Origin of the sequence: Gordonia effusa NBRC 100432 (assembly GCF_000241305.1) — a bacterium.
In the GTDB taxonomy this organism is placed as follows: Bacteria; Actinomycetota; Actinomycetes; order Mycobacteriales; family Mycobacteriaceae; genus Gordonia; species Gordonia effusa.
On the sequence record NZ_BAEH01000092.1, the window covers coordinates 55,586 to 78,174 of the forward strand.

At 61.6% G+C, this 22,589-nt stretch carries 20 protein-coding genes; 12 read left to right on the forward strand and 8 right to left on the reverse strand.

The features are described 5' to 3' along the window. The first annotated feature begins 165 nt into the window (after positions 1-165). Both GOEFS_RS15950 and GOEFS_RS15955 read left to right on the forward strand, forming a co-directional pair. Positions 166-1,086 (forward strand): DUF8832 domain-containing protein, encoded by a 921-nt coding sequence (locus tag GOEFS_RS15950; protein ID WP_007318966.1) that lies wholly within the window; start codon positions 166-168, stop codon positions 1,084-1,086. Further along, positions 1,083-3,302, forward strand: coding sequence for a heavy metal translocating P-type ATPase (locus tag GOEFS_RS15955; RefSeq protein WP_007318967.1), 2,220 nt, complete (start codon positions 1,083-1,085; stop codon positions 3,300-3,302). The genes GOEFS_RS15950 and GOEFS_RS15955 overlap by 4 nt, the downstream gene beginning before the upstream one ends. On the opposite strand, the gene GOEFS_RS15960 is transcribed toward GOEFS_RS15955, so the two are convergent. Further along, the gene (locus GOEFS_RS15960) at positions 3,303-4,430 is read right to left on the reverse strand and encodes an MDR/zinc-dependent alcohol dehydrogenase-like family protein (protein WP_007318968.1); all 1,128 of its coding nucleotides are present in this window, start codon (positions 4,428-4,430) and stop codon (positions 3,303-3,305) included. Further along, on the reverse strand, positions 4,427-5,296 hold the full coding sequence (locus GOEFS_RS15965) for a sulfurtransferase (protein ID WP_040525287.1): 870 nt from the start codon (positions 5,294-5,296) through the stop codon (positions 4,427-4,429). The genes GOEFS_RS15960 and GOEFS_RS15965 overlap by 4 nt, the downstream gene beginning before the upstream one ends. 136 nt (positions 5,297-5,432) lie before the next feature. Here GOEFS_RS15965 and thpD point away from each other — a divergent pair, with 136 nt between their 5' ends. Continuing rightward, positions 5,433-6,356 carry an ectoine hydroxylase gene (gene thpD, locus GOEFS_RS15970; protein ID WP_007318970.1) on the forward strand — a complete coding sequence of 308 codons (924 nt, stop codon included), beginning with the start codon at positions 5,433-5,435 and terminating at the stop codon, positions 6,354-6,356. Positions 6,357-6,433: 77 nt separating this feature from the next. Then, positions 6,434-7,300: an alpha/beta fold hydrolase gene (locus GOEFS_RS15975; RefSeq protein ID WP_007318971.1), complete on the forward strand. Its 867-nt coding sequence runs from the start codon at positions 6,434-6,436 to the stop codon at positions 7,298-7,300. Between the two features lie 10 nt (positions 7,301-7,310). Here GOEFS_RS15975 and GOEFS_RS15980 read toward each other — a convergent pair whose 3' ends face one another. After that, positions 7,311-8,204: a siderophore-interacting protein gene (locus tag GOEFS_RS15980; RefSeq protein ID WP_007318972.1), complete on the reverse strand. Its 894-nt coding sequence runs from the start codon at positions 8,202-8,204 to the stop codon at positions 7,311-7,313. Positions 8,205-8,605: 401 nt separating this feature from the next. Between GOEFS_RS15980 and GOEFS_RS15985 the strand changes: the two genes are divergently transcribed. Beyond that, positions 8,606-9,067: a DoxX family protein gene (locus tag GOEFS_RS15985; protein ID WP_007318973.1), complete on the forward strand. Its 462-nt coding sequence runs from the start codon at positions 8,606-8,608 to the stop codon at positions 9,065-9,067. Positions 9,068-9,128: 61 nt separating this feature from the next. On the opposite strand, the gene GOEFS_RS15990 is transcribed toward GOEFS_RS15985, so the two are convergent. Continuing rightward, complete coding sequence (locus GOEFS_RS15990; RefSeq protein ID WP_007318974.1) at positions 9,129-9,668, reverse strand: MOSC domain-containing protein; 540 nt, start codon at positions 9,666-9,668, stop codon at positions 9,129-9,131. Positions 9,669-9,692: 24 nt separating this feature from the next. Between GOEFS_RS15990 and GOEFS_RS15995 the strand changes: the two genes are divergently transcribed. Further along, on the forward strand, positions 9,693-10,382 hold the full coding sequence (locus GOEFS_RS15995) for a TetR/AcrR family transcriptional regulator (protein ID WP_245549873.1): 690 nt from the start codon (positions 9,693-9,695) through the stop codon (positions 10,380-10,382). Positions 10,383-10,388: 6 nt separating this feature from the next. On the opposite strand, the gene GOEFS_RS16000 is transcribed toward GOEFS_RS15995, so the two are convergent. Beyond that, positions 10,389-11,558: an acyl-CoA dehydrogenase family protein gene (locus GOEFS_RS16000; RefSeq protein WP_007318976.1), complete on the reverse strand. Its 1,170-nt coding sequence runs from the start codon at positions 11,556-11,558 to the stop codon at positions 10,389-10,391. Positions 11,559-11,673: 115 nt separating this feature from the next. Here GOEFS_RS16000 and GOEFS_RS16005 point away from each other — a divergent pair, with 115 nt between their 5' ends. The 3 genes from GOEFS_RS16005 (at position 11,674) to GOEFS_RS16015 (ending at position 14,948) form a co-directional block, all read left to right on the forward strand. Next, complete coding sequence (locus GOEFS_RS16005) at positions 11,674-11,973, forward strand: hypothetical protein (protein ID WP_007318977.1); 300 nt, start codon at positions 11,674-11,676, stop codon at positions 11,971-11,973. Positions 11,974-12,336: 363 nt separating this feature from the next. After that, complete coding sequence (locus GOEFS_RS16010; RefSeq protein ID WP_007318978.1) at positions 12,337-12,918, forward strand: PadR family transcriptional regulator; 582 nt, start codon at positions 12,337-12,339, stop codon at positions 12,916-12,918. Between the two features lie 116 nt (positions 12,919-13,034). Beyond that, a complete protein-coding gene (locus tag GOEFS_RS16015) occupies positions 13,035-14,948 on the forward strand; it encodes a hypothetical protein (protein WP_007318979.1) in 1,914 nt (637 codons plus the stop codon). On the opposite strand, the gene GOEFS_RS16020 is transcribed toward GOEFS_RS16015, so the two are convergent. Continuing rightward, a complete protein-coding gene (locus tag GOEFS_RS16020) occupies positions 14,925-15,593 on the reverse strand; it encodes an acyl-CoA synthetase family protein (protein ID WP_007318980.1) in 669 nt (222 codons plus the stop codon). The genes GOEFS_RS16015 and GOEFS_RS16020 overlap by 24 nt on opposite strands. A 352-nt stretch (positions 15,594-15,945) precedes the next feature. On the opposite strand from GOEFS_RS16020, the gene GOEFS_RS16025 reads away from it, so the two are divergent. Then, entirely contained in the window at positions 15,946-16,620 is a 675-nt protein-coding gene (locus tag GOEFS_RS16025) for an MspA family porin (protein ID WP_007318981.1), read from the forward strand. Continuing rightward, positions 16,617-17,351, forward strand: a complete 735-nt coding sequence (locus GOEFS_RS16030; RefSeq protein ID WP_007318982.1) for an MspA family porin — start codon at positions 16,617-16,619, stop codon at positions 17,349-17,351. The genes GOEFS_RS16025 and GOEFS_RS16030 overlap by 4 nt, the downstream gene beginning before the upstream one ends. A gap of 97 nt (positions 17,352-17,448) precedes the next feature. On the opposite strand, the gene GOEFS_RS16035 is transcribed toward GOEFS_RS16030, so the two are convergent. Beyond that, the gene (locus tag GOEFS_RS16035; protein WP_007318983.1) at positions 17,449-18,033 is read right to left on the reverse strand and encodes a transglycosylase SLT domain-containing protein; all 585 of its coding nucleotides are present in this window, start codon (positions 18,031-18,033) and stop codon (positions 17,449-17,451) included. A 587-nt stretch (positions 18,034-18,620) separates the two neighbouring features. Between GOEFS_RS16035 and GOEFS_RS16040 the strand changes: the two genes are divergently transcribed. Beyond that, positions 18,621-19,730 carry a glycerate kinase gene (locus GOEFS_RS16040; RefSeq protein WP_007318984.1) on the forward strand — a complete coding sequence of 370 codons (1,110 nt, stop codon included), beginning with the start codon at positions 18,621-18,623 and terminating at the stop codon, positions 19,728-19,730. A gap of 347 nt (positions 19,731-20,077) precedes the next feature. On the opposite strand, the gene GOEFS_RS16045 is transcribed toward GOEFS_RS16040, so the two are convergent. Then, the gene (locus GOEFS_RS16045) at positions 20,078-22,582 is read right to left on the reverse strand and encodes a molybdopterin-dependent oxidoreductase (RefSeq protein ID WP_007318985.1); all 2,505 of its coding nucleotides are present in this window, start codon (positions 22,580-22,582) and stop codon (positions 20,078-20,080) included. Positions 22,583-22,589: the final 7 nt, after the last annotated feature.

Below are 22,589 nucleotides of genomic sequence, written 5' to 3' on the forward strand. Positions count from 1 at the left end.
GACGGCCACTCTTATGCCAATGGGGAGAACTACCCATGTAACTCTCAGGAAGTACACGCAGGCCACTTCACGCAGCCGAACTGTTGCGAACCGATACCCCATAGGGGTATACAAGATGGCACGAGGTATACCCTAGAGGGGTATCCATTGAGGAGTGCGATCACAATGAACACGGCTGGCCGACTCGGGCTATACGGCGCAGGACTGCTGGCGATCTTCGGAATATCATTCGCGGTGGCTAGGCCACTGGTTTCCGACGATGCGGTCTCCCGGTGGACCGCGCCGAGTAATGAACACAGCGATCACGAGTCGATGCCCTCAACCGACATGATGGGGCTGTCGACCGCGAATGGTGGCTACGTCCTGACCACGTTGACCGCTCCACGAGTCACCGACGTCGGCGGAACGCTGTCATTTCGTATCGACGACCCCACCGGAGCACCGTTGACGAAATACGCCACCGCCCACGGCAAACAACTGCATCTGATAGCCGTGCGCACCGACGGTAGCGAATACCGTCATGTGCACCCACACCTCGACACCGCGACCGGCGTCTGGTCGATGCCGTGGACCTGGACCGAAGCCGGTACCTACCGCACATATGTCGACTTCACGCCCGCGACTGGCACCGACTCGGTCACTCTGAGCCGTACCGTCGACGTGGCCGGCGATCTGCGGCCCACCCCGCGCGCCGCCACGGTCACCTCGAGCACGGTCGGCGGCTACACCGCGACGCTATCGGGCAACCTACGAGCCGGGACGTCGAGTGAACTGGCAGTTGACATCTCCCACGACGGTGAGCCGGTCACCTCCTTGCAGCCCTATCTGGGCGCATTCGGTCATTTGGTCGCACTTCGGCAGGGCGATCTCGCCTACCTTCACGTCCACGCGATGGGTAACGCGCCGGCGGCGGCCGACCGATCGGGACCGCGCATCGACTTCATGGCGACGGCGCCCAGTGTCGGACGCTATCTGCTGTACCTCGATTTTCAGGTCGACGGCGTCGTTCGTACCGCATCGTTCGTGCTCGACGCCGACGCCGCGGGCTCACCCGCACCTGAGCAAGATCACGGAGCACATCGATGACCATAGAACTCGAAATCGGCGGCATGACCTGCGCGTCCTGCGCCAATCGCATCGAACGCAAACTCAACAAACTCGACGGCGTAAGCGCATCGGTCAACTACGCAACCGAAAAGGCAAGTGTCGACGCACCTGCCGGTTACGACCCGGCGCTTCTCGTTGACGAAGTGGAGAAAGCCGGCTACTCCGCTGCGCTGCCGGCAGCCACCGACGACACCGAACCGGGTCTCGATGCCGCGGCGCGAGAATTACTTTCGTTGCGGCAGAGGCTCATTGGGGCGGTGGTGTTATCGCTTCCGGTGATCGCACTCGCCATGATTCCCGCTTGGCAGTTCACCAACTGGCAATGGGCGTCGCTGACGTTGGCCGCGCCGGTTGTGCTGTGGGCGGCATGGCCCTTCCATCGGGCGGCGTGGACAAACCTGCGACACGGCGCCGCGACGATGGACACACTCATCTCCTTGGGCACTCTGTCGGCATTCGGCTGGTCGCTCTACGCACTGTTCTTCGGCAGCGCCGGTGAGCCGGGCATGACTCACGGCTTTAGCTTCACCGTCTCGCCGACCGACGGCGCCGCCAATATCTACCTGGAGGTAGCCGCCGGCGTCACTACCTTCATCCTGGCCGGACGATACTTTGAGAAACGGGCCAAGCGAAATGCCGGTTCGGCGTTACGCGCACTACTCGACCTGGGCGCGAAAGATGTTGCGGTAGTGCGCAATGGTAGCGAGACCCGTATTCCGATCGATGACCTGCGCGTCGCCGACGAGTTCGCCGTACGGCCCGGCGAGAAGATCGCGACCGACGGAGTCGTCGTAACCGGCACATCAGCCGTCGACCTGTCATTGCTGACCGGCGAATCGGCCCCGGTTGAGGTTGGCCCGGGTGATTCGGTAACGGGCGCGACGATGAATGCCGGTGGACGCCTGCTGATTCGAGCCTCTCGCGTCGGTTCGGATACACAGCTTGCCCAGATGGCGAAGCTCGTCGAGGACGCGCAGTCCGGCAAAGCTGCCGTGCAGCGTCTCGCCGATCGAATCTCGGGCATCTTCGTGCCGATTGTCATCGCGATCGCGACCGCCACGCTCGGGGCCTGGCTGGGAGCTGGGTTCGGATGGACCGCGGCATTCACCGCAGCCGTCGCGGTGCTCATCATCGCGTGCCCGTGTGCGCTCGGATTAGCCACGCCGACAGCACTTTTGGTCGGCACAGGTCGCGGAGCCCAATTAGGGATCCTCATCAAAGGGCCCGAAGTACTTGAATCAACGCGGACGGTGGACACCGTCGTGCTGGACAAGACGGGCACGGTGACCACCGGAGCGATGGCACTCGTCGAAGTGGCGACCGCGCCCGGCGTACGTCGCGACGAGGTTTTGCGATTGGCCGGTGCGGTCGAGGACTCGTCCGAACACCCGATCGCCGCCGCGATCGCACGGGCAGCGCGCGACGAAGTCGGAAGTCTCCCTGCGCCTTCGGAATTCAGCAATATCGAAGGCAAGGGCGTACAGGGATCAGTTGACGGCCACGCGGTAATCGTCGGACGTGAATCATTATTGGCCGATTGGTCACAGCCGTTGACCGAGGGTCTCGCCGCCGATAAAGCTCGTGCCGAGAGTGCGGGCAAGACAGCCGTCGCGGTTGCCTGGGATGGGTCCGCCCGAGCCGTGCTGATTGTTGCCGACACGGTGAAACCGACTAGTGCGCAGGCGATTTCACAGCTGACCGACCTCGGGCTGGCGCCGATTCTGCTCACCGGAGACAACAAATCCACCGCCACTCGAATCGCCCAAGAGGTCGGCATCGACAACGTTGTCGCGGAGGTTCTGCCCGCCGAAAAGGTCGACGTCATCAAGGAATTGCAGGCCAACGGCAAAGTCGTGGCGATGGTCGGTGATGGCGTGAATGACGCTGCGGCACTTGCTCAAGCCGACCTCGGTATCGCGATGGGAACTGGAACCGATGTGGCTATCGAGGCATCTGACATCACGCTCGTGCGCGGCGACCTACGCGGTGCGGCCGACGCGATCTGTCTGTCGCGGCGCACGTTACGCACCATCAAGACCAACCTGTTCTGGGCATTCGCCTACAACGTCGCCGCCATCCCACTGGCCGCGTTTGGACTGCTCAACCCCATGCTCGCCGGTGCCGCGATGGCCCTATCCAGCGTGTTCGTCGTAGGAAATAGCCTGCGGCTCAAAGGATTTCGCAGCCTAAACTGACTATCGGCCCAAGTTTGGGACAATCAAGTACTTCTCGCCGGTCTTCTGCTGACTATAAGACGCCATCACGGTGGGGTCGAGAACGTCGAGAAGCGAAATCTGTTGGGTGTAGTTGCTGGCGAATGTCGTGGTCAGTGAATTCACGACTCGTTCGCGTAGCCGGTACTGGTCGTTGCCCAGCTTCGCCAGGGTCGGGGCAAGCAGCCAACCGTTTACGCCCCAGGCGAATCCGAATCCGCGAGCAAGTTCGGTCTTCCCGGGATTGAGGGACCCGTAGATATAGACCTGCTTATGGATGTTGGTCCCGTACACACTGAACTCGGTGGCGTCGGCGCTCAGCGCCGCCTCCATCGCGTTGAGAATATCGCTCGCCAGAGTTCCGCCACCGATAGCGTCGAAGGCGACCGTCGCGCCGGTCGCGGCAATCGCCGCGGTGAGATCAGCCCGGAAGGTTTCGGCGGTGGAGTCGACAATATGCTGTGCGCCAATCTCTTCCAGAATCTGCCGCTGAGCCTCACTTCGGACGATATTGACGATCCCGATGCCGTCTTCCAGACAGACTCGGTTAAGCATCTGCCCAAGATTCGACGCCGCCGCGGTGAAGACGATCGCGGTATGGCCGTCACGACGCATCGTCTCAACCATCGCCAGTGCGGTCATCGGGTTGACGAACCAGGACGCACCGTCCGCAGCGGTTGTCCCGGCCGGAAGTTCTTGGCACATGCGGTAATTGAGTGTCCGGTACTCGCCGAACATCGCTCCGCCGATCATGGCGACCGTCTTGCCGAGCAATGCCTGCGCTGCCTCCGACGATCCCGCATCGATCACGATGCCAGCGGCTTCGTTGCCGACCGGCAGCGACTTGTCCAGGCGCGCTGCCAATCTAGGCAGGGCGCGCTCGGGCACACTCGCGGTGACGACGCGATCTGCTCCCACACCGGTCGAGGTTGCGGTCGAGATATCTGCCTGCCCAAACATCAGGCCGAGGTCGGAAGGATTGAGCGGCGCGGCCTGCACTTCGACGACTACCTCGTCGGGCCCGGGTTCACCGATCTCGACTTCGGCGAAAGATAGCGCAAGCTCGCCCGTGGAGGTAATGAGCGACTGCAGTTGACGACCAGATGTCATCGGAGGTTCTCCTTCGTTAGAGCGGTTTCGTCGGCTCCGGTGGCAACCGGACGCGCCTGGTCGGCGGACCATTGAGACCACGAACCGGCGAACAGAGTCCCGCGCAATCCGGCGATCTGCAACGCCGCGATCTGATGTGCGGCGTTGACTCCCGAGCCGCAATACACAACGGGATCGTCCCCGTCGTTGATTCCCAACGTGGCGAAACGCACGCGCAGATCGTCGGGTGATCGAAAGGTGCCGTCGGCCGCGAGGTTCTCCGCCGTCGGCGCACTGATCGCACCCGGAATGTGTCCGGCCCGTGGATCGACCGGTTCGATCTCACCGCGGTACCGCTCGGCCGCTCGCGCATCCAGTAGTTGGGCGTCGGTGTCGCCGCCGATACCGATATTGTCGATCGTCACGCTGGGTAGGTGCCCGGCCGTCAATGTGACTGCGCCGGAACGGGGTTCGGTATCCCCTTGCGATACACGGAAGCCCGCCGATTGCCACGCGCCCAGCCCGCCGTCGAGCATGCGGACATCGGCGATACCTCCCCATCGCAGCAACCACCAGGCACGGGCGGCGGCAAGGTTGCCGGAGTCGTCGTACACGACGACCGGCACGTCGTCATCGATACCCCAACGTCGGGCGGCGCCTTGCAGGTCGGCTAACTCAGGCAGCGGGTGCCGACCCGATTCCGGCGAGGGCGGCCCGGCCAACTCGACGTCAAGGTCGACAAATACGGCACCGGGGATATGCCCTGCACGGTAGTGCTGATGCCCATCCGGGTCGCCTAGCTGCCAACGCACGTCGAGCACGACCGGCGGCGTCGAGGAAAGCATCGCGTCAGCGAGGCCATCGGGATCGATGAGAAGTTCAGCCACCACACCAACCTAGCCCGATGGAGATCAGTTGTGCCCTGCCGGCCGCTGGCAGACTCGAGCCACTGTGGTAACCGTGGAGGAGGACCGACCAAGAGAACGCGGGCGTGTCGACGCCCGCCGACAGGAGGGAGAATCCTTGACCACAACCGCTACCGAAGCCGTAGAAGACCACTATCCGTCGCGCCTCGCGACCGCCGCGCCGATGCTCGAGCGGATCGACCCAACCGTGTGGGGCACGCTGCCCGGGCCGTTTGCCGATACGGAGCTGAATAACTACGGAGACAACGGTTTTCATATCATCGATGGGCTACTGAACCCCTCACAGATCCAGCGCTGCTGGACCGAATTCGAGCGGCTATCCAATGACCCGTCACTTGCCAATAGCGATATGGTGATCCGCGAACGCGTCTCCGGCGCGGTCCGCTCGATATTTCGCGTGCACCGACTGAGCCCGCTGATTGATGCGCTCGCTCGGACGCCGAGGATCCTCGATCGGGCCCGGCAACTTCTCGGGTCAGAGGTCTACATCCATCAGTCGCGTATCAACGCGATGCCGGGAATGGTCGGTACGGGATTCTACTGGCATTCGGATTTCGAAACGTGGCACAGCGAAGACGGTTTACCCGCACCGCGCACGGTAAGCGTGTCGATCGCACTCACCGACAATTACGCCGTCAACGGCGGTTTGATGCTGATGCCCGGCGCGCATCGCATGTTTGTGCCATGTGTCGGACACACCCCGGCTGACAACTATCAGGAATCATTGCAGCGGCAGCGTATTGGCGTACCCGACGAAAAGTCGCTGACCGAACTCGGTTACGAGTTCGGCATCGAGCAGTTCATCGGCTCCGCTGGATCAGCACTGTTCTTCGACGCTAACTCGATGCACGGGTCGGCGAATAACATCACGCCATTCCCTCGCGCGAATATCTTCCTCGTATTCAACAGTGTCGAAAACGCGCCAACCCTCCCTTTCGGTGGCACTGCTCCGCGGCCGCAATACATCGCAGAGCGGGAAATCAACGCACTTACGCCGCTCTTCGACTCGCCGTTCACCTAATGCCTGTCGGCACCTGACCGGCGACGTCGCACGGGCCGGGCGTAGCGTCAGCGTCATCGGCAGATGAGGAGTTCGCAATGACGCAGACCGAGGGCAGACCGTTCGCACTTGATACTCGAGATGTGCGAGTCGCGGGCGATCATTGGGCGGCACGCGATCCGGGTGAGTCGGTGTCGTCGCTTGTCCTCTTGCATGGCGGCGGGCAGACACGTCACTCATGGGATCATAGTGCGGCCGACCTCGCCGCCGGTGGCCACGATGTGTACACCCTCGACGCCCGCGGGCACGGCGACAGCGGATGGGCATCGGATGGCAACTACGAAATCGACGGATTCGCCGACGATCTGCTGGGTGCGATAGACGCTCTTCGACTATCCGAACCCGTATTGATCGGGGCATCGCTAGGTGGCATTACCAGTTTGTGTGTCGTCGGCGAGAACCCCGGCGTCGCATCGGCTTTGGTACTTGTCGATGTCGTCGTGGACGTCGAGCGCAAGGGGATCGATCGGATCAAGAAGTTCATGACCGATCATGTGGCCGGATTCGACTCGCTCGACGACGTCGCCGACGCGATCGCGGCGTACAACCCGGAACGAAAGCGTTCCCGCAATCTTGAGGGCCTGCGGAAGAACGTCCGGCAACGCGACGACGGGCGCTGGTACTGGCATTGGGATCCGGCCTTCATCGCATCGGGTGAGGAGGCTCGACGGCACACCGACCCCGAACGCCTCGGGGCGGCTGCCCGTAAAGTGACGGTCCCGACGCTTATCGTGCGCGGCGGAAAATCCGACGTCGTAAGCGACGCCGGCATCGAAAGTATGCTCAAGTTGGTACCGCATGCCGAAGTCGCCGATGTACGCGCGGCTGGCCATATGGTTGCCGGAGACGACAATCAAGTGTTCGCCGGCGCCATCGAAGAGTTCCTGACCCGAAACCGCTTGTGACACCGCGGTTCTAGAGTCCAGCGCGTTCCAGCGCGTCCTCGAAGAGTTCGGTTGCCTCGTCCGCGGAGGCGCCCGAACTAATCGCGTCGTCGAAGACTTTGCGGAACTCGTCGCCACGTTCTTCGAACCGCCGCGACCATCGCTCAGAATCCTCGCGCCAGTAACCGATGATGTCGTAGCGATCGCGGGTGAGACCGAGTGCCCGCAACTGCTTCTTGGCCGCCCGGGTATCGGACGCTTCGCCCGAGAGCCAGACATAGTCCCGCTCGACGATCGACAGTTTCGCCAGGCGCGACGAAAGTCGGGTTGGCGCAACACCATTGCCCGAGCCGAGCACCTCGATCAACTCGACATTCGGCCGCGTCGAAAGATAGTCGAGTTCGCTGCGATCGAGAACCTCGGCGAGCACGGTGACCGGTATGTGGTCTGGAGTGGCCGCCAGAATCCTGGCTAGCGCGGGCAGCGCCGAGAGGTCCGCGGCCAAGATATGCCGCGTCGCGTCCGGCGGTGGGTCGTACCAAGAACGCGGGCCAGCCATCAGCAGCCGCCACCCCGGCTGCGCCGCTCGGAACCAGTCGATCGCCGGCCCATGTGGGTGAACCGCGACGTCGATGATCATTTCGCGGGTGCGCGCGTCATATTCGCGCACTGTGTAATTGCGGTGTCCGACACCGCGTTCCGGGTCGGCCACTTCCCAACCGCCGAGGGCTTGGGAATCCTCGCTGACGCGGGCCCGCAACTCGACGCCGTTATCGCTCAGATAGAGTGCGACAGCCTCATCTCCGGCGGTCAGCGGCTCGTATCCGTCGGCTAAACCTGAACCGATCTCAAAGCGGGCCCGGAGAAGGTTCGCCGCCACTGGGTCGCAATTCTTCAGTGTTCCAACGAAATTGGGCCACTTCACTATCTGGGTATCCTTCCGTATTTGCGTCTACACCCGAGGCTACCCGCCGTGTTCGGCAACCCTCACAGGATTCTTCCAGCGCCGCAGCAGATCCAGCCCAGACACCGACCATAGTTTGGATTATGCAAGAGATCGAAAATCCAAGCCGGACAACATAGTTCGCACAATTTATAGGAGATCACCATGCCGCAACGTCCTCAGATCGCCGGTAAGCACAACCGCAAGCCCAAGCCCAAGCGTCGCCAGTGGGACGCTCGGCGACGCCAGTGGATCTGGAAGTAAGATACAGCGCTTCGCACTGTCCGAACCGCCTCGCGTCCATCTCCCTGGACGCGGGGCGGTTCTCGTGTTGCCATCGGACTGCGCTCGCGCGGATCACACCCAGTAGATAATATCAGGTTATGCTTACCTCACTTGATCGATACGCGCCTTGGGCGATTGCCGCTTTCCGCGTCGTCGTGGGCTTTCTGTTCTTCTGTCATGGCACGACGACACTGCTGGGTTGGCCGACCGAGTCGCATGGCGGTGGCAGCCCATCGTTCGGGGCGTGGCCGTCGTGGTGGTCTGGAACGATCGAATTGATCGTCGGAGCGCTGCTCATCGTCGGCCTCGGGACGCGAATTGCCGCGTTCGTCGGCTCCGGCGCGATGGCGGTCGCCTACTTCTGGAAACACCAGGGTGACGGTCTGTTCCCAGCAGAGAACGGCGGTGATTCCGCGGCGTTGTACTGCTGGGCACTGTTCTTGCTGGTCTTCATCGGCCCGGGAAAACTGGCGCTGGACTCAATGATCGGCAGCGGGACGACCGCCGATCAACCCGCCACGGCCGCGGCAGACCGTCCGCTGGAAAAATCGTCCAAATAGTGCGCTGCCAAGGGCATACTGCCCTCGGCATCGGATTATTCGGACGATTTTCCCAGGTGGGTCAACCGCGCCCGACGTCGCGTATCGCTCTCGTGTCGTCGGGCGTGCTGAGCACCGTAATCTCATCGCCGGATTTGATCTCCCCGCGTTTGATCACTCGCAGATACGGACCGGGCCGCCGGGCGTCCGCGAACCGCTTGATCCAGGCGTCTTCGTCATCCATCCACCGCGCGAAGGTTTTGCAGGGAATACGCGGCGACGTCACTTCGACGATGACCCGCTCGCCGATCTGCCAGCGTTCGCCAATATGAGCGGCGTTGACCTCTATACCGACGGTTCGTAGGTTCTCGCCGAAGAAGCCGGGCGGGATTTCTCGTCCGAGTTCGGCGGCCCAGAAGTCCGCATCCTCCTGGGCGTAGGCATAAAGCGCCTTGTCCAGTCCACCGTGATGTTTGCGATCGGCTTGAACGTCCGCATATGCCCCGTATGGTCCGATGCGAACCGGACCGTCGACAGGCACTTTGTCGATCGCGGTTATCCCCACTTGACCAGGGTCGGGATGCAGGGTGCGTACCACGCAGATCGCGACCAATTCCGGCATGGGGCAATGATACGTGGTGCGGTAGTGCGGGTTTCGTCATGCGTCCGTGTCGTCGACTACCTCACCGCGAAGGCCGATCCGGTTAGACGCCGAGCGTGCGACGGTCCGCATACCGCAGGTTGTGATCTGATGTGTGATGTGGCAGCACGCAACTCCCCCGCCCCACAGGCGGCCGGCTCACTCTCGACCGACGACTGGCTGGCCGTCGGATACCGCCTTCTCGCCGAAGATGGCATCGCCGCTCTCAAAATCGACCGGCTCTGCGAGCGTGCCGGGGTGACCCGGGGCAGCTTCTATTGGCACTTCGCCACGATCGCCAGTTTTCGCACGGCGCTGGTGGAGTCGTGGACTCGGGCGCTGAGTACCGAACGGGACTACGTCGATAGCATCGCCCACCTACAACCACGACCGCGCCTGGCCGCGATGATCGACTGGCTGATGGGCGACCAGAAATGGCTACTCGAGCGCGCGATGCGCGAGTGGGCACGCCACGACGAGACACTCGCTAAGGCGGTCGGGCAGTCCGATCTACGTGTATGGAAGGCAGTCATCCGGATATTCGTCGATCACGGATTCGACGATGAACAGGCGTCGTTGCGCGCAGACCTCATCTTCTCCGCGGGAATCGGATCGATGCATCTCGCCGGCCCACGCCGCATCCGGTCGTCGGACCGGCGCGACGACCTACTGGATCTGTTGCTACGGAACGATTGACGCCCGTCATACCATCGACATCGGCGGCAATTTCTGGCCGATCGCTAGGGTGCCGGCCAGCAGGCGACTGATATCGAAATCGAACACGGCATGACCCGAAACGATGTCGACATCACGCTTACATCGCTGCAGCGGATTGTTCAGAAAGTGTGCACCAGCCCCGGCCGACTCCAACAATTCCGTTATCAGCGATCGTGATTCATGTACGACGTGGGCAGCCGCCATTCTGGCCTGGACACGGAGGTCCAGCGGCACCCTCGCGTCGGCGTTAACTGTGTCGTCGATGGTCGATGCGACGTCGTCGATGAGGGCACGCATGGCTCGCAGCCGGATGGTCGCAGAACCGATCCGCATCTTGGCGGTGGGCTGATCCTTTTGCGCTACACCGGAATAGGCGAGGACACGCTCGCTCACTCGCTTGGTGTAGAGCTCGAGTACACGTTCGGCCGTGCCAAGCACCGGCATCGCCGCGGTCAGCGCCAATCCCGCCACCAGCGGCCAACGGTATGTCCCGGCGTCGTATAACAATGCGCCGGGCGCGCAGCCTCGATAGAGATCCACCAGGTCAACGGTACGGTGCATCGGCACCCAGACATCGTCGACGACAATATCGTTGGATCCGGTGGCGCGCATGCCGGCGGTCTGCCACACATCCTCGACCCGCACCTGCTCTACCGGCATGACGACCATCTTCGGCGTGATCGAATCCCCTTCGGTGACAATCACATTCACGCCGACCCAATTGGCATCCATGACACCGGTAGCCCACGACCACCGGCCGGACACTCGGATACCTTCGCCATCGACGACACCAGTTCCGGTCGGCGCCAAGGTAACCGGCGAATAGGACGGGCCGTCGGCAAAGAACTCGTCCTGCGCCCGCTCGGAAAACTGCGAAAACATCCAGACGTGCAGCGCGTAGAACGACATCGTCCAGGCCGTCGACGTGCAACCGTGCGCTATACGGCGAGTGGGTTGGAGCAATTCGGCGATCGATCCCTGTTCCCCGCCATAGCGTTTGGGCAACAGCAGCTTGGTGAAATCACTGGCTTTGAGTTCGGCGACGGTGTCGTCGGGTAGACGACGGAGACGTTCTCCCTCGGCCGCGCGGTCAGCGAGCCGCCCGATCAATGCGTCGTCGACAAATGCGGTGGCACGGGTTTCTGTCTCGGTCATACTCCGACGCTAACATACTTTAAAGTATGGCCGATACAATTTCTGAGTGCTGTTCCATCCAATGGTGTTGGCTTGGTCGTGGAACCGGTCAATGAGATAACTTTGGGAGGTACGCATGCTGATCTTCAGCGAGCCATATGAAGCGCCGAACGGAACCGTGGTGGTCACGGTGACGCGTAACGGCTGGCGGTCCGGCGTCGAACACCCAGTCGGCGTCTACTCGGTCTCTGCGACTGGCACCCAGTGGCTTCCCGCCGTTGACGCGAACCGGCACGCACTCGTTGGTGTTTGCACGGGTTTCGTCGCGGCATTACTCGGCACCATTGCGGTTGTACGACGCCCGCCCTGGCCAAATCTGACGCCCGAGGTGATGCGAGCGATTGCCGCGGCCAAAGCCGCCGAATCGCGCGACTGACATGCCCCACAGTCGACTCACAGCGCATATCGCCGATACCGCAAGAATGAGTTCCTATCGTTGGTGAAGTCAGAGAAGACGGGGACAATGAAATATTCTCTGTCGCAACGGAATTCACTATCAGTAGGAGGCAATTATGCCACGTCCGAACAATACCCCCAACAACCGCGACCAGCCGCGCGGCGGAGCTCGCCGACAGCGCCGGCAGAATCGGCCGCGGCCGCGTCGGGGATTCCTGGGCTTCTTCGGAAGCTGACCCTCTCTCGGTACCGCCAACCGGTCGGGTGGTCGTCGCGAACACGCGGCGACCACCCTTACGTCGATCATCGGCTAGGTAGTCAACAAGTTCACTAGACTCACCGCATGGCGTTACGACACGCGATCCTCGCGACCTTGCTCAACGAAGGTCCGGCATCGGGTTACGACCTGGCGAAGAGTTTCGACATATCCATCGCGAAGTTCTGGGTCGCGACACCTCAACAGCTTTACCGGGAGTTGGACAAACTAGAGTCCGACGGCTGCGTCGTAGCGCAGGTTGTGGAACAGGAGAAGCGGCCGAACAAGCGGCTATTCAGCCTGACCGAAGTGGGTCGCGCGATGCTCGCGGAGTACACCACCATAGCCCCGAAACCAACTGCCATTCGCGACGACCTCCTCGTTCAGCTCCAAGCCATCGACGCCGGTGACGGGTCCGCGGTCTTGGCCAACGTCGGCGAACGACTACGAGGCGCACGGGAAAAGCTAACTGGATATCGCAAGCTGCGGGATCGGATCCTCAACGGCCGCAACGAATCGGACTTCTTCACAACCGCGGCACACGTCGGTCCCTACCTCACATTGCTGCGCGGCATCTCCTTCGAGGAAGAGAATATTCGCTGGTGCGAGATGGCAATCGCCGTATTGCGCGAGCGCGCGGCGGATACCGATTCGTCCCCCGCCGAGTAGATAATTCAACTTCCCGGGGATTTCCCAACACGGTATCCTTGGTGAGTCGCTCGAACGACCGAGCGCGCTCCACCCGCCGCGGCTCTGCCGGGGCACCCATGTGAAAGACGAGTTCGATGTCGCGGTCCATACATGGTTCCCTGTCGACGGAGCCCTGGGTTACCTTGCTGCCTTGGCTCGAAGACTATCGCGGCGGGCCTCCTATCCTCGCCAGTGATGAACTCATCGTCAACGCCTGGATTGATTCGACGCCGCAGCAAACCCTCACTAAGACGAATATCGACGCGTGCTGTTCGCGAATCGCCGAACGTTTCGTTGCCGACCGCCGCGCCCAAACCCTTGCGCTCGCCTTTCCCGCCAGCGTGAAAGTTGGTACCCTTCTCGACCTCGAGGTCTCTGCTGGCACGGTTAATGCGCTGACACACAACGGAATTCACGACATATCTACACTGACCGAGTATACGGTTGCCAGCCTCCTTGCCCTGCCGCGGATCGGTCATGGTGTAGTTCAGAATGTTCTCGTGGCCTTGGTCGCACTGAGCGCACAAGGCACGGCGGTTGAAAAGCCGGCCACCGCGCCGGAGCCGATTGCCGACTTTGTGCGGGGCCTGTCCAGTCGCGACCAGTTGGTCTTGCGTGAGCGCATATTGGCTGAGCGTCCCAGAACTCAGACTGAGCTGGCCACCCAGATCGGCAGTTCCCGCGAACGAGTGACACAGCTTGATCGGGTTATCCGAAGCAAGTTGGAAAGCCTTGTCACACAGGTTCATTCGCTGAGTACATTGCGATCCGACATACTCAGCCGCGCGCACCCGTTGCTCGCCGTCGACGCGCTCATCGCCGACCATCCGGATGCGGGCAAACCTGTTGCGGCACTTGACGTCGCGACCTGGCGGGTTGCCTGCGCCGGCACAGCTGGCATCACCACCAGTGAGGGATGGATCCTGCGGGGAAGCTTCCGGGACGTGACCGCGCAAACTCACGCCGCGGTCACCGCAGCCGCGACACCCGAGGGGACCGCCCCTGTTTTCCACGTCGCCACGTCGTTGGGACTACAAGCCGACGAGGCGGTCAGATGGCTGTCCCACAGCGGGTTTGCCATCCTTGGAGAACATGCGATATCGACGACGGCCTCCACGGGCGACCTGGTTGCCGCGGCATTGGGGATCGCGGGGACCGCACTCACTTTCGGCGAGATCGTCGCCGCACTGAGGGATTTCCCCCGCGCCGACTCGAGTATTCGCAATGCGCTTGTCTCCGACGACCGGATCATCAAGACCGACCGCAACCATTACGGGCTGGCCCGCTGGGGCGGCGAGCGCTACCTTCCCGTACATCGTCAGATCGGCGCTCTGCTCGACGCCGCGGGCGGTACCGCAACCATTGACGAGATAGCCGATGTGATCCAGGCCAAATATGCGGTGAGCGAAGCCAGTATCCGCGCCTATGCGAGTTCTGGTGAGTTCGAGACACGCGGACATACGGTCGCCAGACGCGCCCGACCGTACCGACCACGGAAGTCACCGAGCAGCACCCGCGCCCTCTATCGTGAGGGCGACACGGTCCATTGGCAGACGATGATCACCGCAGCACATATCAAAGGCGCGGCGTTCAATATTCCGAGTGCGCTCGCCGGGATCATCGGTGTTGGTCCAGGCTCACCGGTTACGTTGGAATCGCCCTTCGGCCCCCAGCACTTCACGTGGGCATCGGTGCAGGCACGCTGCGGATCCATCAAGCGATTCGTCACCAGAATGCCACTGGCACAAGGAAGTTCGGTCTTCATCGACTTCGGGCCGGGAACCTTTGACATCCGATCCGCGCCCCAACTGGCCGGCCGTTCAGCGACCTCGCAGATACTCGGGCACCTTGGTCGAACGCCCGCGCGACTGCGTAATGGCGACCTGATCGTGGTTCTCCGCGAAGCGCTCTGGTTGCCAGCCGACGCTACCGTCGACGCTGTGATCGCGACCCTCGAGCAACGCAAGGAATCCGCTCTGGCACAACTAGTTCGGTCCACTCTGGATTGACGACGCGTCGAGATTAAGACACGCGCCCGAAGCGGCACTCGCAAGGGTCGTCACGATGCGTGAGCGAATGCTGAGGTCCTCGTCGAATTCGATACGCGCCCCGGGCCAGTAATCGCGACTGCAGGCAACGGCGCATGCCTCCGCGAGCAAACTTTCCGCCGTCTCGCCCGATGAAGCCACGGTGGAGACGCGAGGGCCCTCGTCGTGGTCATGTTCGGTACCACCAGTTACGTCGAGGACCGTGAATTCATCGCCGATACAAAAGAGCGGACACGGAGAGTCCTGTGCGCCAATATATTCGGCGAGATCTTCGAGGATCTCGTCATATCTCGCCGGAGCCAATACACAATCGATTCGATCACCGTGTAGTTCGTCCACCTGTCGACCATCGCAGAGATCCACCGGAATAATGACCGAACCGAGATATACGAGCGCGTGCCAGGTAAGTACCGCTTCGATGCCGTCACACATGACCACCGCCACCCGGCTACCGCGGCTCACTCCACAGGCCGTCAACTCGTCGCACATGCAGTCGACCGATTCGGCAAAGCGCTCGAAATCGATTGCGGTGTCGCCCATCTGTACCGCGCACGCAAACGGATATTCGTCTTGCGCAGCAGCGAGCGGCGAACCCGCCACACTCATGCCACCCTCCTAGTACAACGCAAGAAGAGGCCCAACACGGGCGCCCGACTCGCTCGTCAACAAGCCATCGGAACGCGACGACTCCCAACGAAGTTAGGTTAGCTTTGCTTCAGTTGTAAATAGGGCTGCGGTAGATGTCCGAATCACGCCGACGTTCGACCAGGTCAGCGTCGGCTCCGTTGCGTCATCGTTACAGAAGTGCGTGACATATCACCAAGGGGAACCTTACTTTTTATTAGACTTTCCTAAGATTGCCGGTTACGGTACAACCGCTACTTCGACATCGTCGAACCGAGACGCCGGCCGCTCACGCGCGGCATATGATCACTGACCCTGGAGGAACTCGCTGAAGATGAGGCATCCGATCTCACGCCTTTCCGGCCTTGCACCAATCGCCGCCGTAGTAGTGGTGGCGGCTATTCTCACCGGCACCGGCACCGGCACTGCCGGTGCCGATACTTTCGTCCGCCTTCCGGCCGGCACCGCGTCGGGCGACGGCATCACCCTGACTCGCACCAACGAACATGCCCGGGTCTCGCCGTCATTGGCCGCCAATGGCGCATCACGCACCACCTGGGTGAGCGGCAGCATCAAACTCCGCGCACCAAAGCTCCATTCCGCCAAGGCTGGACCAAGCAACGGCCCAGCTGGGGAGAGCGAAATACCAGGCTCCAACGGAACGGCAACCAACGGCGCTGCCGCAACCTTGTCTACCGGCTACATCATCGGCTGCCAGGTCGATATCTCCGGCCTTGCGGCTGGCTTGTCGGGAACCCTATCCACCACTGCGCCAAGCCTTTCCGGAACTCTAACCGTGCCAATGGCAGCAGGCAAAGTAGTGTTCCTGCAGATCGAGGTCAAAGATATCGAAGGGCCGGGTACGTATTACATCGGCTACGACCACGCGCAGGTGAATATTCAGAATTGCGGTGGCTACGCGCAAGCGCGTGCCTTCACAACTGTTGAGACCACGGGCAATCCGCATCAGAAGATCAACCTTTACGGCAAGCCCTTCTCCATCGGATGAAGCTCTCCAACAACCACTTTCACCCCGACCACGACAGCAACCGAAGGCTCGACGTGACTACACAGAATCGACTCAGCACAATCCTCAGGCGGGCCGCCATCACCGGCGTCGCCCTCGCCGCCGCCATCCCCTTCGCCAATCTCGCAGTGGCACAAGCTGATACCAATATGCGCCTGCCATCACAGACCTTAGGCAAGACATTGCCGGATGGCACCCGGGTGCTGATAAAGCGCTCCAATGAGTCAGCGCGAATCAGTCCGTCGATGGGCTCGACTCCCTTGCACCGCAATGCCTGGGTGTCCGGCCGCTACGATGTCACCGTCTCTGACAAGTCGGCGAAATTCGGCATCGGGTCCGGCTATATCGTGGCATGCCAACTCACCCTCGGTGGCAGTGCCAATGGTGGGATGAGCGGAACGGCGTCGAACTACACCCCGGAGAACGCGACGGTCACCGCTCAGACTGGCGCAGGCGTGACAATTGGCCCAGGTCAGGCCGCGAACTATTTCATCAACGACATCGAATACCAGGACCCCTTCGGGGCCCGCGCACACGAGAGCGCGGTGAAGTTCCGAGGTGGCAACGGCGCGGTGGTCTACCGGAATGAAACGATGATGATCAACGGGTGCGCGGGGTATGCGCAGGCACGGGCCTATGTGAAAGTTCGGGTGATCACCGCAAAGGTGTCACAGTCGGTCTTCCTCTACGGCAAGCCGTTCAGCCTCGGGTAGCACAAGCGCGGAACAAATATGTCCCCTCGCTGACCCAAGCGCCTATATAACGTCTGGTCTTGCGAGGGGACATAATTCTCGGCCGGCTCGGGTCGGGTCAGTACGCCGCGTTGACGTTGTCCATCGATCCGTAATTGTGGGCGGCGTAATTGCAGGCCGCGACGATGTTGCTGACCGGATTCCAGATGTCGAATGCGGTGCCCTTCACGTGATAGGCAGCGAATGTCGGGTCTATCACCTGAAGTAGCCCTTTGGAGGGGATGCCCGCGGCAGCGTTGGAGTCGTACAGGTTGATGGCGCGGGGATTGCCGGTCGACTCGCGCATGATGTTGCGATGAATGCCATCGTAGCTCGCTGGAATGTTGTTCTTACGCAACACATCCAACGACTCGCGGATCCATCCGTCGAGGTTGTTCTGATACTTCGAGAGTCGCCGGGTTTGCGACACCTCTTCGATGACCGGCCCAACCTTGGCGGAAGTGACCCCGGTCGTACGAACCGGCGCGGGCGCCTTGAACGACGCTGCTTCTTGCTTGGTCTGTTCGGCGTGTGCGGGTTCGCTCGCAGCGACCGAGCCGACCGAAACACCAGCAGCAACAGCAAGAGTGAGTGCACCGGCGACATAGCGCGAGTGCTTGGGTGACTTACGTGGACGAGACAGCAGGTTTGAGACAACAGACATCAGATAATTCCTAAAGACTTACGGCCCTAACAACTTTCAGGCCGGGGGCGAAGTAGCGAGCAGACCCAGGCGATGGCGCGACTAGACGCCACGACGGCATCGTCGCGGTATGCATGAACTTTTGGGCGGAGGGGTGTCGGCACCACCTCGACGCATGACGCAACCGACCCAAACGGGCGAGGTCCAGACGAGAATCGCTCAGGCGACCATAGCGGGGGCTGTTGCCCCGTAAGCCGCGACGAAACCGCGGATTGCGCATGCGGGGAGAATCCGCATAGCTACTCGACTTTCTGGTGGGGTACGGGTTGTTGGCCCGTTTCCTGTCAGATAACAGATTGATATACCTGGCTGAGAAAAGCCAATGGAGCGAGCGCGATTTGCGACAAGTCGGCCAGGTAAACAACCACACCGCCAACCCCGCTATTACCCCTGACCTGTACTTATACCGCCGTTACCGGTTTGTGTCCGGACTCACAATATTCGTTCACTCTCCGGCTACCGCCTTGGGGAGCGTGTAGTCAACTGTGGCGAATGGGGTTCGCCGTGACATCGTGAAGATGCGCATAACGCCTGCGAAAGGTTCCACCATGCATGCCCTCGTCGCTCCCGACAAGTTCAAAGGTTGCCTGACCGCGGCTGAGGTTGGTGCGCGCCTGGCTCACGGCGCGCGACGCGCCGGTGCGACCACGACGGTGCTGCCGCTGGCCGACGGCGGCGACGGCAGTGTCGACGCGGCGGTCGCGGCGGGTTTCGCTCGGGAGATCGTCACGGTGGCCTCCGCACTGGGCGAACAGCATGATGCCTCGATTGCCGTCGGGCCGGACACCGTCGTCGCCGAATTGGCCAACACCTGCGGAATGGCAACTCTGCCAACCGGAGTGCTCGCGCCGATAGATTCGAGCACCGTCGGATTGGGGCAGGCCGTGCGAGCCGCATTGCGCCACCGGCCGCGGCGGTTGGTGCTCGCACTTGGTGGAAGCGCGAGCACCGACGGTGGGATCGGAATGCTGACGGCTCTCGGTTACACCTTCTCCAACGTTGACGGCGACGAGTTATCCCCCAGCGCCGCATCGCTTTCAGCCGTTGACCGCGTCGAGATAGAGTCGCCCGTTCTACTGAACGACGTCGAGATTGTTATCGCGGGCGATGTGACGAACCCACTAGTTGGCCCAAATGGCGCCGCGCATGTTTTCGGGCCACAGAAGGGCGCGGATCCGGCTATGGTCAGTCGGCTGGACAAGTCACTGGCAGATTTCGTGAATACTTTGGTACGCAACGGTTTTGACAACGCTACGGAGATCGCGCGATTGCCTGGAGCCGGAGCCGCCGGTGGCGCCGGATTCGCAGCCATGTTGCTAGGTGGGCAAATGGTGTCCGGTGCGGAATTCTTCCTCGATCTGCTCGGCTTCGACGATCACGTCTCACGGGCCGACGTCGTGCTCACCGGCGAGGGCAGTGTCGATACACAGACCATGGCGGGCAAGCTCCTCTCGGTGCTGACGCGAAGGGCCGCTTGCACACCGGTCGTCGTCGTCGCGGGACGAAACCTGTTGGATCACAAGGACTGGACGCGAGCGGGCTTTCGGCAGACATACGCGCTCGACGAATGGACGGATGTCGACACCGCATCGGACCCGCTACTCACCGGGGACCTGTTGGAGCACATCGCCGAACATGCCGTCCGAAATCTTCGCTAACTGCCGAACCCTCAGCGACCCAGTAGGCCCTTGGCCACGTGTGTCACCTGGGTCTCGCTGCTGCCGGAATCGGCGCAGCGAACCGGATCACCGTAAGTCGGTGCGTAACAATAGATTTGATCGTCCACATGCTGTTCGATGACGCGCCAGTTGCGTGGTGACTCGTTCGCCGTGGAAACTCAACCGAAGATCTCGATCGGGGCAACATCGACCGCCGCACGGCATTCAAGCAGTCAACTAAGTCTCCGACGACCCCGAGCGAGCGCGCAACTGCGGCTCGGTGCCGGGGAATTCCTCGACGAATGAAAAGTGTTAACGCACAATAGTTCTCATGCCGGCGGCAACGACTACTGATCGACTTCGATTCGTGCCGGAATGTACTTATGCCACGGAGAGCCGAAGAACTTATCGCGCCGGGCCGCTGAGGTCAACGTGTTGAGGGGGACTCCGACGGTCTCCACACCGTCCTCGGTGGGATAAGAAACGCCCATTCCGTTGGGAAGCGAGATATGCCCGGCTTGCATCATCTCACTGACCTCGACGGTGGCCTCGGCAGAGCCAGCTTCGGTCACGACTCGAACCGATGCACCTGTTTCGATGCCGAGAGTCGCTGCGTCATCGGGATTGATCCGCAGCGCCCCGGCCGCATCACGCCTGCGCCAGTGCGGATTTCGGATGATGACATTGGCCGTGAAAGCACGTCGTTCACCGGCCGACAAGATGAACGGGTACTGGGTCGGTCGGCATGGTGGCTCGGTGTCACGCAGGCGGGCGAACTCATCGAGTAATTCTGGAATCGCCATATGGATCCGTCGGTCGTCGTGCTGAATGTAGCCCCACGCGTCGCTGTACCGATCGTCGGTGAACTGAACTCCGGAATATGTCGCCCGAATGGCTTCAAACAACGCCTCGCCCCTCGCAAAACCGTTGCCGCCGAAGCCCGCCCGGGCAACGGCGTCCGGCTGCGCGATCGCGGCCAACTGCGCCATCCCCCAGATCAGCGCGAGCGCTTGCTCCCCGTCGTCGAATGTCTCGCCGAGGGTGCGGTACAGAAGGTAGGGCACCAGACCGGCAAGTTCCGGCCGCGCCTCGACGCTGCTGAAGAATGCCAAGGCGAATGCTGAGCGTCCGCAGCGGGCGGCCAAGGTGAGATCGTCAACCACCGAATCGTCCACGACTCCGAGACGATCGATGATCTGGGCATAGATCCACGGTTCGTCACGAGTTCCAGCTAGTGGCTCGATAAGTGGCCGCCGGACCTGAAAAGCGTTGTGCGGAAAGTGAAGAGTGAACAGCGATGCCTCACACTTCTCGAACTGGCTGGCTGCCGGCAGCACGTAGTCCGCATGACGAGCGGTCTCGGTCATAGCCACATCAATCACCACTGTGAGGTCGAGGGCACGCATCGCGTCACGAAAGCGCGCCGACTCGGCCAACGAATGTGCGGGATTGGAGGCATCGATCCACATCGCGTGCAGCCGGTCCGGATGGTCGGTGAGGATTTCGTCGGCGATGGCGTTGCACGGGGTGAGGCCGTATTGAATGCGAGCCCCGCTGACCGGTGTGACACCATCCTCGTCCGGACGCCCAATCGAGTCGGCGATACGTCGCGCCGCGTCCACCGCCACCGCGTCGAAGAAGACATCGAGGCCGATCGTCGCCACTCGCTCGGCGAGCGATCCGAACGTGGACGTTCTTGCCGCAGAGGCGATTCCGCGGCGAATCAGGGCCGAACCATTGCTCATCGCGAACTGACCGACAGTCTTGCGCGCTCGACGCGCCCGAATCGGTTTCTCGGACGGAACCGGATGCCATCGGCCAGTTATCGGCACCATCCATGAATGGATATGGACCCCGCCGGGTTTGCCGAAGTTGCCGGTGAGCATCCACATCATTTTGTTGAGATACGCGACCAGCGTGCTGTTGGGTGACTGTTGCACGCCGAGATCTTCATAAGTGGCCGCACTCTTGGCGTTAGCGATCCGGCGGGCGACCGTACGGAGGAGCTCCTCATCGACACCACAACGCCGGGCGTGGGCTGGGATGTCAACGAGCCGCAGATGACGCAGCACCTCGTCACTACCGGTGGTGCGCTCGGTCAGAAATGCCTTATCGTACAAGTCTTCCTGCACGAGAGTTGCCACGATCGCCGACACGCACCAGACATCGGTACCTGGACGGATCTGCAAATGAAAGTCCGCGATGTCAGCAGTCTCCGACCGACGCGGGTCGATGACAACTATCGCGCGATCCGGATCTCGTGAGATCTCGCGGAGAACCGGCCGGGCGCGAGCAACGCCATGAGACTGCCACGGATTCTTACCGATGAAGATGGCCACTTCGGTATTCTCGAAGTCACCGCTGGTGTGGTTTCCATAGAGCTGTTGATCCACCCATGCCTCGCCGGTTTTCTCCTGCGCCAAAGCATTTGACATGTAACGTGCGCCGAGCGCGGCGAACAGTGAGCGGCCATAGGCTCCACCGAGGTGATTTCCCTGTCCACCGCCGCCGTAGAAGAAGATCGACTCGCCACCATGCTCGTCCATGACCCGACGTAGTCGGCCTGCTATCTCGTCAAGCGCTGTGCCCCAATCGATTTCCTCATAGTCGCCAGTCGCGGTGCGGCGCATCGGCGACGTGAGGCGATGCGGTCCGTTCTGGTAGTAGTCGAGCCGCAGCGGCTTCTCACAGGTGTAGCCAGCCGAGCCCGGATGCTCTTTGTCGCCCCGAATCTTCTTCAGTTGCCGATCATCGAGGAGTACCTCGAGGCCGCAGTTACATTCGCAGAGAATGCACGCCGTCTTGAGCCAGGCATCTTCGCTGCTACGCTTCGAGTCTTTCGGGCTAGGCATCGCGATC